Raw genomic sequence first — 14,953 nt, 5'->3', positions numbered from 1 at the left:
CGTCAGGGGGCGGCGACCAGGGGGGTGTCCCCGGCCAGTGCCGCGGTGTGCGCGTCCATGCGCCCGGCGGCGAGGATCGCGGCGGCCGTGTCGGCCCGGGAGGCGGCGACGACCAGTGCGCGGCCCGCGAGGGCGTGGGCCCTGCGGTGCAGCTCCTGAGCGGACGAGCCGCTCAGTCCCGCGTGCCGTGCGGGGGGTGCGCCGCGCAGCCGCGCCACCTGCCGGGCGATGAGCTCGCCGGCTTCCGTCTCGCCCAGCTCGTCGGTGACGGCGAGCAGGGCGGCGAGGTGTCCGGCGAGCTGGATGTCCAGCTCCTCCTCGCGGGAGCGGTGCGGGTACGTGGCCTGGGCGTCGTCGGCCATCCGGTGGACCGACTTGGAGCGGATCGGTTCGTACATGGGGATGGCCTCCTGAGGTGCTCTGCGGCCATCCTAGCTTAGATTCGGTCTAAAGTTGAGTGTTGTCCGGAGTGGTGGGCTACGGCTGGCTGTACCCGTCCAGGAACCGGCCGATCCGCGTCACCGCGTCCGCCAGGTCCGCGGCCGCCGGCAGCGTGACGATCCGGAAGTGGTCGGGCTCGTGCCAGTTGAAGCCCGTCCCGTGCACCACCATGATCTTCTCGGCCCGCAGCAGGTCCAGGACCATCTGCCGGTCGTCCTTGATCTTGTACACGTTCGGGTCGAGGCGCGGGAAGAGGTACAGCGCGCCCTTCGGCTTCACGCACGTCACGCCCGGGATCTGCGTCAGCAGCTCGTACGCCGTGTCCCGCTGCTCCAAGAGCCGCCCGCCCGGCAGCACCAGGTCCTCGATCGACTGCCGGCCCTGGAGCGCGGCGGCCACCGCGTGCTGCGCCGGCATGTTCGCGCACAGGCGCATGTTGGCGAGGATCGTGAGGCCCTCGATGTACGAGGACGCGTGGTGCTTCGGACCGCAGACCGCGAGCCAGCCCGAGCGGAAACCGGCCACCCGGTAGTTCTTGCTCATCCCGTTGAAGGTCAGGACGAGGAGATCGGGGGCGATCGCGGCGGTCGGGGTGTGCGTGGTGCCGTCGTAGAGGATCTTGTCGTAGATCTCGTCCGAGCAGACGACCAGGTTGTGGCGGCGGGCGATCTCCGTCAGCGAGCGGAGCATCTCGTCGTCGTAGACGGCGCCCGTCGGATTGTTCGGGTTGATGATCACGATCGCCTTGGTGCGGTCGGTGATCTTCCGCTCGATGTCCGCGAGGTCCGGCATCCAGTCCGCCTGCTCGTCGCAGCGGTAGTGCACGGCCGTACCGCCCGCGAGCGAGACCGAGGCCGTCCACAGCGGATAGTCCGGGGCCGGGACGAGCACCTCGTCGCCGTCGTCGAGCAGCGCCTGCATCGACATCTGGATCAGCTCCGAGACGCCGTTGCCGAGGTAGATGTCCTCGACGGAGAGCGGGATGCCCTTCGTCTCGTAGTGGCTCATCACCGCCCGGCGGGCCGAGAGCAGCCCCTTCGCGTCACCGTAGCCGTGCGCCTCGGAGAGGTTGCGCAGCACGTCTTCCAGGATGGCGGGCGGACACTCGAAGCCGAAGGCGGCCGGATTGCCCGTGTTCAGCTTGAGGATGCGATGACCCGCGGCTTCGAGCCGCATCGCCTCTTCGAGCACCGGACCCCGGATTTCGTAACAGACGTTGGCGAGCTTCGTGGACTGGATCACCTGCATGACGAGAGCTTACGGCGAGGTCGGCCGCGACGCGGGGTGTTTTGGGACACGTCGGACAGCGGGCGGGTGCGCCGGCGTGTGACCCGGATCGCATCGACGCTGTCGTGCTCCCTACAATCCGGCCCATGAGCCACCACGACCCCGGAGCCTCCGGACCCCGGCGCGCCCGCCGCCGCCACGCCCCCGCACGCCGGGGCCGCGGAGCGGTGTGGCTGCTCGCAGGCGGCGGCGCCACCGTCCTCGGGCTCGCCGCCGCCCTGCTCGCGGGCGGCCTCGGCAAGAGCGGCGGCTCACGGCCCCCCGTCGAGGGCGGGGCGGACGGGCCGCCCGCGATGATCCAGGCCGACCCGTCGGACGGCACCCCGGACTCCTCCGGCTCCTCCGCCTCCCCGGGCTCCTCGGGCGGCGGCGCCACGTCCGTGCCCGGCGGTGCGTCCCCGTCCGCGTCGCCCACCGCGACGACCAAGGGCACCGCTGCTCCGTCCGGGGCCGCGACCACCGCCCCGGACGCCCAGCCGTCCGCCACCGCCACCACCCCGGACGGCGACCGGCCGGACAAACCGGGCAAGGGGCGGGGAGTCGGCAGGAAGCCGAGGTAGCGGGGCCCGCGCGCGCCTGCGGACCGGCAGCGAATCGGGGGACCCCGGGCGGTCGGGATAGGTTGGCACGTCATGTGGGTCTTCAGTGCTTCCGGATGCCGGTGGCTGGGTGCGGGCGGGTCGCTCGCCGTCGCCGCGGGCGGGTACGCGGCCGGCACCCTTCCGATACTCGGCGGCGGGCCGCTGTGGGAGCCGCGCGGCTCCGCGCCCGCCCTCGCCGGCGCCGTCCTCGCGACCCTCGGCCTGACCCTCCTCGTCGCCGCCTGGTGGCGCTACGGCGTCCTCCTCGCCCGCGGCCTGCGGCACGGGGTCCTCGCCACCCTCGCCTGCTGGACCGCGCCGCTGCTCCTCGCCCCGCCGCTGCACAGCGCCGACGTCTACAGCTACATCGCCCAGGGCGCGATGGTCCTCGAAGGCCACGACGTGTACGGGGCCGGGCCGTCGGTTCTCGGGCCGGGGGATCTCGGGGCCGACGCGGCGGCGAGCGTCGGCGGGAACTGGACCCACACCCCCGCCCCGTACGGGCCCGCCTTCCTCCTCCTCGCCGCCGGCGTCGTGAAGCTGACCGGCGGGGCGATCGTGCCCGCCGTCCTCGGCATACGGCTGATCGCCCTCGGCGCGCTCGCCCTGATCGTCTGGGCGGTACGGGGATCCGGCGGCGGCGGGGGCGCGCTCTGGCTCGCCGCCCTCAACCCGCTGCTCCTCGTCCACGTCGTCGGCGGCATGCACAACGACGGGCTCATGATCGGCCTCATGCTCGGCGGCGTCCTGCTCGCCACGCGCGGGCGGTGGGTGCTCGGCAGCGTCCTCGTCGGCCTCGCGATGATGATCAAGTCACCGGCGGCGGTGGCCCTGCTCTTCATCGGGGTGATGATCGCGCGAGGCGGCGGCGTACGGGGCCTGCTGAAGGGCCTCGTCCTGCCCGGCGCCGTCGCTGGGGCGGTGGCGGCGGGGGCTTCGGTCCTCGCCGGGACCGGTTTCGGCTGGCTGCGGACGCAGAGCGTGGCCGCCGCCATCCACACGCCCTTGTCGCTGACGAGCGACCTCGGCCTCGGTCTCGGGCTGCTCCTCGGGGGCGAGGCGGAGCCCGTGAAGGGCGCCGTCCAGAAGCTGGGGCTGCTTCTCGCTTTCGCGGTCATTGTGGCCCTCGCGTGGCGGGCCTACCGGGGCCGTCTCGATCCCGTCCTCGGGCTCGGGCTCTCGCTGGTCGCGCTCGTGGCGCTGTCGCCGATGGTGCAGCCCTGGTACCTGCTGTGGGGGACGGTCGTCGTCGCGGCGGTCGCCTGGCGGGGACGGGCGGGGCAGGTGCTTGCCGTGCTGTCGGCGGCGCTCGTGTACGAGACGCAGCCGTCGGGGCACACGCCTTGGTACGGGTTCGTGCTGGCTGGGGCGGTGCTGGCGGTCGGGCTTGTGTGGGTGCGGCGGGAGCCGTGGGTCTCCGGAGGAACCGTGGCGGACGTCGTTCCGCCCCAGCGCACGCGCGGTCCGCGACCGGCGGTGGCCCGGGACTCAGTGGACCTCCGTCCTCCGGACTGAGCGGCCCGCCAGGGTGTCCGTCCTCCGGCCGTCCTCCACGACGAACTTCCCGTCGACCAGGACGTGCGGGATGCCCACCGGGAGCGTGCGGGGGTTCTCGTACGTCGCGCCCGACGCGACCGTCGTCGGGTCGAAGAGGACGAGGTCGGCGACGTAGCCCTCCTTCACCAGACCCCGGTCCGGGAGGCGGAGACGGGCCGCCGGGCGGGAGGTGAGGTGGGCTACGCATTCCTCCAGGGAGAGGACGCCGAGCTCGCGCACGTACCGGCCCAGGTACTCGGGGAACGTGCCGTACGCGCGCGGGTGCGGCTTGAGGCCCTGGAGGATGCCGTCCGAGCCGCCCGTGTGCACTCGGTGGCGCATGATCGTCCGGACGTTCTCCTCGTGGCCGACGTGCTGGAGGATCGTCGTGCCGAGGCGGTCGTCGAGGAGGAGGCGGCGGGCGGTGGCCCAGCCGTCCAGCCGACGGCCCACGTGGTCCGCCAGCCCCGGGTCCGTGACGCCCGAGATCTCGATCGTCGCCCAGTCGACCGGCACCCCGTGGCAGCCGTCGGAGCCGAGCTCCTCCAGGTGGTGCCGGACGCGTTCGGCCGTCGTGTCGTCCCGGAGGCGGGACAGGGCGGCCTCAGGGCCGCCCTCGCTCGCCCAGCTGGGGAGCAGTGCGAGGAGGGTCGTGCTGCCCGGGGTGTACGGGTACGTGTCGAGGCTGATGTCGGCACCCGCGTCGAGGGCCGCGTCGAGGAGGGCCAGGAGCTCCGGGGCCCGGCCCTCGTTCACGTCGAAGTTCATGGTGGCGTGGGCCAGGTGCAGGGCGCAGCCCGCCTCCCGGGTGAGGGCCACCATCTCCTCGTACGCGCGCAGCGCCCCCGCCCCGTACGAGCGGTGGTGCGGGCAGTAGTAGCCGCCGTACTCCGCGACGACCCGGCACAGCGCGGTGAGCTCGGAGTCCGGCGCGTACATGCCGGGGGTGTAGGTGAGGCCGGAGGACATGCCGACCGCGCCCTGCTCCAGGCCCTCGGCCACGAGGCGTCGCATGCGGCCGAGCTCGGCCTCCGTCGCGGGCCGGTCCTCCCAGCCCATCGCGTACATGCGGACCGTGCCCTGGGGGACGAGGTACGCGGCGTTGACCGCGATCCCCCGGCCCCCGTGCGCCCGGTCGAGCCGGTCCAGGTACTCGCCGACCGTGCGCCAGTCGAGGTCGACGTCCGAACCGTCGCCGTTCCAGCCGGTGATCGCCCGGCGGACCCCGTCGAGCGTGCGGTCGTCGACGGGGGCGTACGACAGTCCGTCCTGGCCCAGGACCTCCAGGGTCACGCCCTGCGCGGCCTTCGCGCCGTGGTCCGGGTCGCGGAGCAGCGCGAGGTCGCTGTGGGCGTGCATGTCGATGAAACCGGGGGAGAGGACGAGGCCCTCGGCGTCCAGGACGCGGCGGGCCGTCGGGCGCTGGCAGCCGGCGGCCGCGGCCTCCTTGACGATCGAGACGATCCGGCCGCCCTCGACGCCGACGTCGGCCCGGTAGGAGTCACCGCCGCTGCCGTCGACGACCTCGGCGTCCCGGAAGACGAGGTCCATGCCCCTGCCCCCTCTTTCAGAAGAACGTGCGGATGTGGTCGACCACCGTGCCGTCCGCCTCGACGACGGGGATCAGCTGCCACTTGTCGAAGATCGTGCAGGGGTGCGACAGGCCCATCCCCACCCAGTCGCCGACCTCCAGGTCCGCGTCCGGTCCGGTGGCGAGCCAGGCGTGCTGGTCGGAGAGGCCCGTGACGGTGATGCCCTCCGCGGGGCGGATCTCACCGGTGCGGGCGTCGCGGACCACCTGCGCCTCCGGGAGGTGCAGGTCGTGGGCGGCGTCCCGCTTGCCCGCGTTGGTGAAGGCCTGCCCGTCGGTGGGCCGGGAGACGACCTGCGACCAGAGCCGGAACGCGGGCTGGAGCGCACCCTCCTCGGGGATCCGGTTGAAGGGGGTGCGGTCGCGGTACTGGCCGTCGTCGTGGGAGACGTACGCGCCGGAGCGCAGCAGCTTCAGGACCGGGAGGGAGAAGTCGGGGATCTCCGCGAAGACCTCGGCGACCGTGTCGAACCACTCGCTGCCGCCCGCGCTCACGACGATCTCGCCGATGGCGGGGTCGAAGCGGCCCGCCTTGTCGAAGTCGGCGGCGAGCCCGACGAGCCGGTGCAGCCACTCCCGCACGCTGTCGGCGTCCGCGCCGGGCATCGTGCCCTCGTAGCCGGCGACGCCGACGAGCCGCAGGGTGTCGGTGGCCGCGACGGCGTCGGCGACGGCCGCGCACTCCGCCTCGGTCCGTACGCCCGTCCGCCCGGTCGCGCCGGCGGCCAGCTCGACGACGACGTCCACGGGGCGGCCCGCGCCGGCCGCCCGCAGGGCCTCGTCCATCAGCTCGACGCCGCGCACGGAGTCGACGTAGCAGACGAGGCGGAAGTCGGGGTCGGCGTCCAGCTCGGCGGCGAGCCAGCGCAGCGCGACCGGGTCGACGACCTCGTTCGCCAGGAAGATCCGGGCGATGCCGTGGGCGCGGTAGACGCGGGCCTGGTGCGGGACGGCGGCGGTGATGCCCCAGGCGCCGTGCTCCAGCTGCCGGTCGAAGAGCTGGGGGGCCATGGAGGTCTTGCCGTGCGGGGCGAAGGCCAGGCCGTGCCGCTCGGCGTACGTCTCCAGGAGGCGGAGGTTGTGCTCGACCGACTCGGCGGAGAGGGCGAGCACCGGGGTGGTGTAGCCGCCGGTGAAGAGGCTGCGCCGCTGGGCGGAGAGCTCGCCGACGGTCAGGCCCTCGGCGTCCGGGGGCAGGGCCTTGAAGCGGTGGTCGACGCGCTCGTTCGCCAGATCGGGCGTTCGCGGCATGAGGCCTCCTCGTCGTGGGCGTTGCGATATGTGCAACGCTCATTGCGCATAGTGCTCAGGGCTGTCTAACATCCGGGCCAAGGCCGGGTCAATGGACCCGTACGAGTCCGAGGGGGCCCGAGCGTGAGCGGACCAGCGCCCGTCACCATGGCGCCGGACGTCGTCTGCCTCGGCGAGTCCATGGTGACGTTCCTGCCCTCCCGGCCCGGCCGCCTCGCCGACGTCCCCTCCTTCACCCGCGCGATCGGCGGCGCCGAGTCCAACGTCGCCTGCGCGCTCGCCGCCGCCGGGCACCGCGTGCGGTGGGTCGGGCGCGTCGGGCGCGACGGCTTCGGCGATCACCTCGTCGAGACGGTCGCGGCGCACGGCGTCGACGTCGCCGCCGTCGGCCGCGACCCGCACCGGCCGACCGGCGTCTACTTCCGCACGGACGAGGACCGGGCCACCGACGCCCACGAGGTCGTCTACTACCGGGCCGGTTCCGCCGCCTCCGCGATGTCGCCCGCGACCGTCCCGTACGACTCCGTCGCCGACGCCCGGATCCTCCACCTCACCGGCATCACCGCCGCGCTGTCCGCGGACTGCCTGGCCCTGCTGCGGGACCTCACGGCCCCGCGCCCCGGGCGCCCGCTCGTCTCCTTCGACGTGAACCACCGGCCGGGGCTGTGGCGGGACGGCGCGGCGCCGGAGGTGCTGCTCGAACTCGCGAGGCGGGCGGACGTCGTCCTCGTCGGAGCGGACGAGGCGGAGCGGTTGTGGGGGGTGAGCGATCCGGACGCGATCCGGGGCGTTCTGGCGGAGCCGGGAGTGGTGGTGGTGAAGCGGGGCGGGGAAGGCGCGGTGGCGTTCGAGCGCCGCGCGGCCTCCCCGCGCGGCGACACCGTCACCCGCGCCCCCGCCCCCCGCGTCACCGTCGTCTCCGCCGTCGGCGCCGGCGACGCCTTCGCCGCCGGGTTCCTCTCCGGCACCCTCCGGGGCCTCGATGCGAGGGCCCGGCTCCGGCACGGGCACCTCGTGGCCGCCGCCGCGCTCACCGTCCCCGGGGACGTCGCCGTGCCGCCCCAACGGGCCCGCGCCGACCGCCTCGCCGCGCTCGACGACGAGGCCTGGGGCACACTTCACCTCGGCCCCGGCTGGACGGGGGACGACCAGGAGGTACGCACGCCATGAGCCAGACCGTCGACCGGGCGCTCAGCATCCTGCCGCTGCTCGCCCAGGGCCCCGCCGACCTCGGGCAGGTCGCCGAGCGGCTCGGCGTGCACAAGTCCACGGCGCTGCGGCTGCTGCGCACGCTCCACGAGCACGGGCTCGTCCACCGGCAGCAGGACCAGCGCTACCGCCTGGGCGCCCGGCTGTTCGCGCTCGCGCAGGAGGCCGTCGAGAACCTCGACGTCCGCGAGATCGCCCACCCCTACCTCGCCGCCCTCAACGAGCGGATCGGGCACACGATCCACCTCGCGGTGTACGAGGAGGGCGAGGTCGTCTACATCGACAAGGTCGAGTCCCGCTACCCGGTCCGCATGTACTCGCGCATCGGCAAGCCGGTCGCCATCACCGTCGCCGCCGTCGCCAAGCTGCTCCTCGCCGACCTGCCCGAGCCGGAGCGGCGCGCGGTCGCCGCGCGGCTGGACTACCCCCCGTACACGCCCCGTTCGACGCCGAACGCCGCCGCCTTCCTCAAGGAGCTGGCGACCGTACGCGAACAGGGCTGGGCCACCGACCTCGGCGGCCACGAGGAGTCCATCAACTGCGTCGGCGCGCCCATCCGGGGCGCCGACGGGCGGGTCGTCGCCGCGATGTCGGTCTCGGCGCCCAACGTGGTCGTCACCGCCGAGGAACTCCTCACCCTCCTCCCGCAGGTGCGCGGCACCGCGGAGGCCATCAGCCGCGAGTACTCCGGCGAACCTGCTACGAAGGACAGCGCATGACCGAGAAGACCGCTCTCACCCCCGCCACCCACACCGCCCCGCCCGCGAAGTTCTCGCACGGCGTCCGCAAGGGCAACATCCTCCAGGTCGCCGGCCAGGTCGGCTTCCTCCCCGCCGTCGAGGGCCAGGCCCCGACGGTCGCGGGCCCGACCCTCCGCGAGCAGACCCTCCAGACCTTCGCCAACGTCAAGGCGATCCTGGAGGAGGGCGGCGCGAGCTGGGACGACGTGATGATGATGCGCGTCTACCTCACGGACGTGGACCACTTCGCCGAGATGAACGAGATCTACAACCAGTACTTCGAGGACCAGAACCTGAAGGCCCCGGCCTCGGCCCGCACGACGGTCTACGTCGGCCTCCCGGCCGGTCTTCTGATCGAGATCGACGCGCTGGCGGTCCTGTAGGGACAGAGGACCGAGGGGTGCCCCGGCGGTGATCCGCCGGGGCACCCCCTTCACGTACGGGCCGTCAGGCCGCGCAGTACTGCGCCTGCTTGCCGATCGAGCGGTACATGCAGTCCGCGTTCTCCAGGAGCTGGAGGACGGCGTCGCGGTTGCGGGCGGTTTCGCGGTCGATGACCTCGTCGGGCGGGTAGAAGCCGCCGCCGCCGTTCGAGGGGTACATCTCGAAGGTGTAGGCGAAGATCTTCTGGGTGCCCCAGAGGTAGTCGTCGATGGAGCCGTCCGTGATGTACAGGTCGCTGGACTGCTCGGGGGTGTAGCCGTTGCTCGCGGCCATCGACTTGCCGATGGTCGCGAAGGCGTCGCGGTCGTCCTGGGTCATGCCGGTGGCGGTGTCGGCGGTGGTCCAGCCGAAGGGCCAGAGGACGAGCTCGCTGTACGTGTGGAAGTCGATGGCGGCCGTGATCTGCTGCTTGCCGCCGATGACGCGGGAGCGGACGAAGTCGGCGACGACCTTCACCTCGGGGGCGGACTCGGGGGCGGCGCCCCGGTAGGTCTCGGAGCTCTTGGTGCCGGAGGAGCCGCCGCAGCAGCCCCACTTGAAGTCCCAGTTGCGGTTCAGGTCGGTGCCGATGTACGAGGAGTTGGCGTTGGGCTGCCGGTTCTTGCGCCAGCTGCGGTAGGACCCGGTGGCGATGTCGTACTCGCCGCCGTCCGGGTTGAGGTCGGGGACGATCCAGATCTCCCGGTTGTTCACCATGTTCGTGATGCGGGGGTCCGTGCCGTAGCCCGCGCCGAACTCGCGCAGCAGGTAGAGCGCCATCTCGACGGTGAGGTGCTCGCGGGCGTGCTGGTGGTGGGTGAAGAGGACCTCGGGCTCGTTCTCGTCGGTGGCGACGTTGTCGCTGATCTTGATGGCGACGATGTCCCGGCCCTGGTACGTCTTGCCGATGACCCGCTTGCTCATGATCGAGGGGTAGGCGGCGAGGCGCTGGTCGATCTCCGCGTTCATCTCCGCGTAGTTGTGGTACTTCGCGTCCGCGGAGGGGAAGTCGGCCGGTCCTGCCGTCTTGTCGGCGTCCGTGCGGCGGTCCGGCGGACCGGGCAGGGCGACCGGCCGGTAGCCGAGGGCCTTGAGGCGGGCGAGCTGTTCGGTGTTGGCGCTGACGACGACCGAGCGGGCGTCGACCTCGTCGATCGAGACGCCGGTGGCGGTCAGCGCGGTGCGGGCGGCCGGGGTGGCCGGTCCGGCGATCTCGTACTGCCGGATCACCTCCTCGGCGCCCGACGCGATGCGGGCGGCGGTCGGCGCCGGGTCGGCCCCGGCGGGCGTGGTGAGGGCGGAGAGGGGCGCCGCGAGGGCGAACGCCACGAGGGCCGCGAGGGTGGCGGACCTTCTGCCGCGGAGGGGACGTCGCATGCTGTCTCCTGGGTGGGAGTGTGGGGGAGTGCGACCGGGTCAAGTGGTGCGGGTGTCCGGGCCATATGGTCCGGTGGTGTCATGGACCGGTCAAGATGGGGAGTTCGGCCATACTGTCCCGCGTGGGGACCCTCATCGGTAGATACGTCATCGAGCACAAGCTAGGCGAAGGCGGCATGGGCACCGTCTATCTGGCCCGATCGCGCGGCGGGCGCGCCGTCGCCGTCAAGGTCGCCCGGCCGGAACTCGCCGCCGACCCGTCCTTCCGCGCCCGCTTCCGCGCCGAGGTCGCCGCGGCCCGGCAGGTCGGCGGATTCCACACCGCGCAGGTCGTCGACGCCGACCCCGAGGCGGAGGCCCCCTGGCTCGCCACCGCCTACATCCCGGGCCCCACCCTCTCCGGACTCCTCACCGCCCGGGGCCCCATGGACGAGACCCGGCTCCGCTCGCTCGGGGCCGCGCTCGCCGAGGCCCTGGAGGCGATCCACGCCTGCGGGCTCGTCCACCGCGACCTCAAGCCCGGCAACATCGTCATGGCCCCCGACGGGCCCCGCGTCCTCGACTTCGGGATCGCCCGCGCCCTGGAGTCCACCCGCCTCACCGCCACCGGCTCCGCCTTCGGCACCCCCGGCTACCTCGCCCCCGAACAGGCCCTCGGCGAGGAGGTGACCGGCGCCGCCGACGTCTTCGCCCTCGGCGCCGTCCTCGTCGCCGCCGCCGGCGGGAAGCCCTTCGGCGAGGGCACCCCGATGGGCCTCATGTACCGGTCGGTGCACGAGGCCCCCGACCTCGGCGCCGTACCGGAGGCCCTGCGCGGCCTCGTGGCCCGCTGCCTCGCCAAGGACCCGGCCGAACGTCCCACTCCCGACGCCCTCATGGACGAGCTGGCGGGGACGCCGTACGCGTCCGGGGCCGCGGCTCCGGAGGTGCCGGTGGAGTCGGCGGGGTCGGCGCCTGAGGTGGTGCCGGACCCCCGGGTCGTGCCGGGGCCGCCCGTCGACGCGGTGCCGTCGCCGTGGTCCGGCGGTGTCCGGGACGCGGTGCCCGCGCCCGTACACCAGCCCGGGCCCGTCCCCGCGCCCGTACACCCGCCCGGGCCCGTCCCCGCCCCCGTACCGCACCCCGCCTACCGGTACGTTCCCCCGCCGCCCCTCGCGCCGCCGCTGCCCGCGCCGCAGTTCACCGCCGCCGACCGGAACTCCGGGATCGACGTCGACGGGACCGGCGTGTTCCTGAACTTCTTCGGGGAGGAGGCCGACTTCCTGTGGAGCGAGATCGGGGCCGTACGGTACGAGCGCGTCCGGCGCGACCGGGTGCTGAGGGTCGCCGTGACGCTCTACGACGGCTCGGTCTACGACTGCGAGGTCGACGGCCGCAGGGCCGCCCGGGTCGACGAGTGGATCCGGCTGCTCGACCCGGTGCTGCGTCACTACCTGCCCGCGTGAGGCCCGCCCGACGGGACGGCGCAGCGCCGCCGGGGGAGCGGCGGCGCTGCGGGACGGGCTCCCGAGGGGCTACGGGAGGGCGTGGACGTGCGTGCCCACCGCGTTGGACCAGGCGTTGCCGGCCGTCGCGTCCCAGTTGGTGGACCAGGTCATGGCGCCGCGGAGCGTGGGCCAGGTCTGGGCGGGCTTGAAGGTGCCGCAGCCGGTGCCCTTGGCGAGGCAGTCCAGCGCGTTGTTCACGATCTGCGGGTCGACGTAGCCGCTGCCCGCGCCCCGGGTGGAGGCGGGGACGCCCAGGCCGACCTGCGAGGGGTCGAGGCCGCCCTGGAGCTGGATGCAGGCGAGCGCGGTGAGGAAGTCCACCGAGCCCTGGCTGTAGACCTTGCCGTCGCAGCCGAGCATCGAACCGCTGTTGTAGTACTGGGTGTTGACGACCGTGAGGATGTCCTTCACGGCGAGCGCGGTCTTGAAGTACTCGGAGCCCGTGTTCTGCATGTCGATGGTCTGCGGGGCCATCGTCAGGACCATCGAGGAGCCCGCCTTGGCGGAGAGCTGGCGCAGCGCCTTGGTGAGGTACGTGGCGTTGACGCCGTGCTCCAGGTCGATGTCGACGCCGTTGAAGCCGTACTCCTGCATCAGGGCGTACGCGCTGTCGGCGAAGGCGGTCGCGGTGGCGTCGCTGTTGATGGTGACGTTGCCCTTCTCGCCGCCGACCGAGAGGATCACGGACTTGCCGGCCGCCTTCTTGGCCGCGATGTCGGCCTTGAAGTCGGCGGTCGAGGCGTAGCCGACGGCCGGGTCGAGGTTGAAGGCGATCTGGCCGGGCGTGGCCGTCGAGTCGGCGAACGAGACGGCGATGATGTCGTACGCGGCCTGGACGTCCCGCAGTTTCTGCTTGGCGGCGCCGTTGTCGAAGTTCTGCCAGTAGCCGGTGACGGCGTGCTTGGGCACGGCCGGGCCCGGGCCCGGGTCGGTGGCCTTGGCCGTACGGGCGGACACGGCGGCTGACTTCGCGGACTCGCCCGCGGAGTTCGTCGCGGAGACCTGGAACTGGTACGCGGTGTCGGCGGTGAGCCCGGTGACGGTGGCCGACGTGCCGGTGACCGTCTGCGGGTTGGCGCCGTCCCGGTACACCTTGTAGGCGGTGGCGCCGGTGACCGCGCCCCAGCTGAGGGCGACGGAGCTGCTGGTGACCGTGCCGGCGGCGAGACCGGACGGGGTGGCCGGGGCGGTCGGGTCGGGGTCCTGGCCGCCGCCCCCGTCGGGGCCGAAGACGCTGACGTCGTCGACGAGGTAGGGGGAGGTGCCGTACCAGCCGTGGGTCCAGATCTCGACGGAGGTGGTGCTCGCGCCGGTGGTGAAGGTGGTGGTGAGCTGCTTCCAGGAGGGGCTGTCGGGCGTCCAGGTGGAGACGGTGCCGGTGCCGGTCCCGGTGTTGTTCGCGCCGAGGTAGGCGTAGCCGCCCTGGACCCAGGCGCTCAGCGTGTATGTCGAATTGGGCTTGACGGCCACGGTCTGCGCGCACTGGGCGTAGTCGAGACCGGCCGGGGTGGCCTTGAGCGCGCCGGTGCCGGTGCGGACCGGGGAGGAGACGGCGGCGCCGCTCCCGGCGGAACAGGACCAGTTGGCGAGGCCGTTCTCGAACCCGGCGTTCCTGGCGACGTTGACGTCCGCCGCCTGCGCGGTGCCGGCTCCGCCGACGAGGACGAGCCCGGAGCCGAGGGCGAGCGCGAGGGCTCCGCCGAGCGCGCGGCGTCCGTGCGGGCGGGTGGTGGTGCGGTCCACGTGCATCCTCCGGTGGGGAGTGGGGGAAGTGGGGGAGTGGGGATGTGGAGGTGCCGTACGCCGTCGTACGGAGGGGATGCGGGTACGGGGGTACCGGCGGTGGCCACCGCTGTCGCACAAGTTGGTCCAGACCAATCGCGTTGTCAATACCTCGCGCGGCGAAGGACGTTCGGCCGGGCCGCCGGGAAACCCGAATTGGTGGGGGCAGCTTGGCGGATTGTGTGTTCACCACCCCAGGGGACGCGGATAAGGTGCAGAGACGGCGGCACCCTGCGGTGACGCCGCGAACGCGGTAAGTGATCCGCGGCCCCCGGGACACCGGAGGCCGGAGGGGACGGGGGGTCCGACGTGCCGACAGCGATCGCCGTCACCGGCACCGACCTGGTGCTGCCGCCGACCGACCCCGGGACCCCGCAGGCCGCCGTGCTCCCGCCCCCCGAGAGCCGCTCGCTCGACGCCTCCCTCGCCGACATGCAGCAGCTCCTCGCCCGGTACGGACACGTGGTCGTCGTCTGCCCCACCTCCGCGCCGACCGCCGTCGAACACCGCCTGCACGCCGTCCGCGCCCTCCTGGAGAGCGACCGGATCGCCCTGGTCAGGACCGATCTGCCGCCGCTCGGCGCGGCCGTCCTCGTCCGCCAGCTGCGGCAGCTCGCCGGCTGCGACTTCAGCCCCGGAGTCCTCGCCTCCGCCGCCCGGCTCCTCGCCCACTACATCTACGCCGGGGCCGTCCTCGGCTCCGTCTCCCGCCTCGACCGCGTCCCCGTCGGCCTCGGCTCCCACCTCAAGGGCTGGCTCCCCGGCGCCCACTTCGCCGTCCTCGCCGGGCCGGTCCCGCAGATCGTGCGGGTCGGGGCGGCGGAACAGGCGCTCGCCGGACCGGAGTTCGCCACCGAGCTCCTCCTCGCCCGCGGCCAGCTCCAGACCGACTGGCCGGCCACCACCCTCGTACCCCGGTGGCGGATCCCCGGACCCGTGCACGAGGTGCCGCTGCCCGCCTCCTCGCCCGGCTGGTGGGGCACCGGCAAGCTCGTCGAGTTCGTCGCGTACCTGCCCGACCTGTCCGTCCTCCACCAGCTCGTCTCCTCCGTACGCCGGGAGACCTGCCACTGGTGCGGGATGGAACTCATCGGCGACCGCTGCGGCTTCTGCGCCGCGCCGCTGACCGTGGGCGGCCCGCCGCCCCCCGGCCCCGGCGGCCGCGCCCTCGGACCCGGCGCCCGCTCGGCCCGCGCCGCGCTGCCGTGAGCGGCCCCGCCCACCGCCGTCGCCACCGGCACCGCCCCA

At 73.5% G+C, this 14,953-nt stretch carries 13 protein-coding genes; 7 read left to right on the top strand and 6 right to left on the bottom strand.

The annotated features are described in order from the left end of the window. Positions 1 to 2 precede the first annotated feature (2 nt). Both ACH4TP_RS02600 and ACH4TP_RS02595 read right to left on the bottom strand, forming a co-directional pair. Positions 3 to 398, bottom strand: a complete 396-nt coding sequence (locus ACH4TP_RS02600; RefSeq protein ID WP_398186862.1) for a hypothetical protein — start codon at positions 396 to 398, stop codon at positions 3 to 5. A 79-nt stretch (positions 399 to 477) separates the two neighbouring features. Beyond that, positions 478 to 1,689 carry a pyridoxal phosphate-dependent aminotransferase gene (locus ACH4TP_RS02595; protein WP_030693207.1) on the bottom strand — a complete coding sequence of 404 codons (1,212 nt, stop codon included), beginning with the start codon at positions 1,687 to 1,689 and terminating at the stop codon, positions 478 to 480. Between the two features lie 125 nt (positions 1,690 to 1,814). Between ACH4TP_RS02595 and ACH4TP_RS02590 the strand changes: the two genes are divergently transcribed. Both ACH4TP_RS02590 and mptB read left to right on the top strand, forming a co-directional pair. Further along, positions 1,815 to 2,288, top strand: coding sequence for a hypothetical protein (locus ACH4TP_RS02590; RefSeq protein ID WP_398186859.1), 474 nt, complete (start codon positions 1,815 to 1,817; stop codon positions 2,286 to 2,288). A 72-nt stretch (positions 2,289 to 2,360) separates the two neighbouring features. Further along, positions 2,361 to 3,824: a polyprenol phosphomannose-dependent alpha 1,6 mannosyltransferase MptB gene (mptB, locus tag ACH4TP_RS02585; protein WP_398435344.1), complete on the top strand. Its 1,464-nt coding sequence runs from the start codon at positions 2,361 to 2,363 to the stop codon at positions 3,822 to 3,824. On the opposite strand, the gene ACH4TP_RS02580 is transcribed toward mptB, so the two are convergent. Further along, on the bottom strand, positions 3,798 to 5,396 hold the full coding sequence (locus ACH4TP_RS02580; RefSeq protein WP_398435342.1) for an amidohydrolase family protein: 1,599 nt from the start codon (positions 5,394 to 5,396) through the stop codon (positions 3,798 to 3,800). The genes mptB and ACH4TP_RS02580 overlap by 27 nt on opposite strands. A 16-nt stretch (positions 5,397 to 5,412) precedes the next feature. Beyond that, on the bottom strand, positions 5,413 to 6,687 hold the full coding sequence (locus tag ACH4TP_RS02575; protein ID WP_398435341.1) for an alanine racemase: 1,275 nt from the start codon (positions 6,685 to 6,687) through the stop codon (positions 5,413 to 5,415). A 123-nt stretch (positions 6,688 to 6,810) separates the two neighbouring features. On the opposite strand from ACH4TP_RS02575, the gene ACH4TP_RS02570 reads away from it, so the two are divergent. From ACH4TP_RS02570 to ACH4TP_RS02560, 3 genes are read left to right on the top strand one after another with little or no spacing between them, the layout of a single operon-like run. Beyond that, positions 6,811 to 7,857: a sugar kinase gene (locus tag ACH4TP_RS02570; RefSeq protein WP_398435339.1), complete on the top strand. Its 1,047-nt coding sequence runs from the start codon at positions 6,811 to 6,813 to the stop codon at positions 7,855 to 7,857. Then, positions 7,854 to 8,615 (top strand): IclR family transcriptional regulator, encoded by a 762-nt coding sequence (locus ACH4TP_RS02565; RefSeq protein WP_398186845.1) that lies wholly within the window; start codon positions 7,854 to 7,856, stop codon positions 8,613 to 8,615. Before ACH4TP_RS02570 ends, ACH4TP_RS02565 begins: the two co-directional genes overlap by 4 nt. Further along, positions 8,612 to 9,019 (top strand): RidA family protein, encoded by a 408-nt coding sequence (locus ACH4TP_RS02560; protein ID WP_398435336.1) that lies wholly within the window; start codon positions 8,612 to 8,614, stop codon positions 9,017 to 9,019. The genes ACH4TP_RS02565 and ACH4TP_RS02560 overlap by 4 nt, the downstream gene beginning before the upstream one ends. Before the next feature lie 64 nt (positions 9,020 to 9,083). Here ACH4TP_RS02560 and ACH4TP_RS02555 read toward each other — a convergent pair whose 3' ends face one another. Continuing rightward, the gene (locus ACH4TP_RS02555) at positions 9,084 to 10,436 is read right to left on the bottom strand and encodes a M14 family metallopeptidase (protein ID WP_389238558.1); all 1,353 of its coding nucleotides are present in this window, start codon (positions 10,434 to 10,436) and stop codon (positions 9,084 to 9,086) included. 176 nt (positions 10,437 to 10,612) lie between these two features. On the opposite strand from ACH4TP_RS02555, the gene ACH4TP_RS02550 reads away from it, so the two are divergent. Beyond that, positions 10,613 to 11,881 carry a serine/threonine-protein kinase gene (locus ACH4TP_RS02550; protein ID WP_398435768.1) on the top strand — a complete coding sequence of 423 codons (1,269 nt, stop codon included), beginning with the start codon at positions 10,613 to 10,615 and terminating at the stop codon, positions 11,879 to 11,881. A gap of 69 nt (positions 11,882 to 11,950) precedes the next feature. Here ACH4TP_RS02550 and ACH4TP_RS02545 read toward each other — a convergent pair whose 3' ends face one another. After that, positions 11,951 to 13,672, bottom strand: coding sequence for a chitinase (locus ACH4TP_RS02545; protein WP_398435334.1), 1,722 nt, complete (start codon positions 13,670 to 13,672; stop codon positions 11,951 to 11,953). Positions 13,673 to 14,014: 342 nt separating this feature from the next. On the opposite strand from ACH4TP_RS02545, the gene ACH4TP_RS02540 reads away from it, so the two are divergent. Beyond that, on the top strand, positions 14,015 to 14,914 hold the full coding sequence (locus ACH4TP_RS02540) for a hypothetical protein (RefSeq protein ID WP_389238563.1): 900 nt from the start codon (positions 14,015 to 14,017) through the stop codon (positions 14,912 to 14,914). Positions 14,915 to 14,953: the final 39 nt, after the last annotated feature.

It is taken from the genome of Streptomyces sp. NPDC021012, assembly GCF_044333355.1.
Taxonomy (GTDB): Bacteria; Actinomycetota; Actinomycetes; order Streptomycetales; family Streptomycetaceae; genus Streptomyces.
Note: the sequence above shows the minus strand (reverse complement) of the source record. Positions and strands in the feature narration are given on the sequence as shown.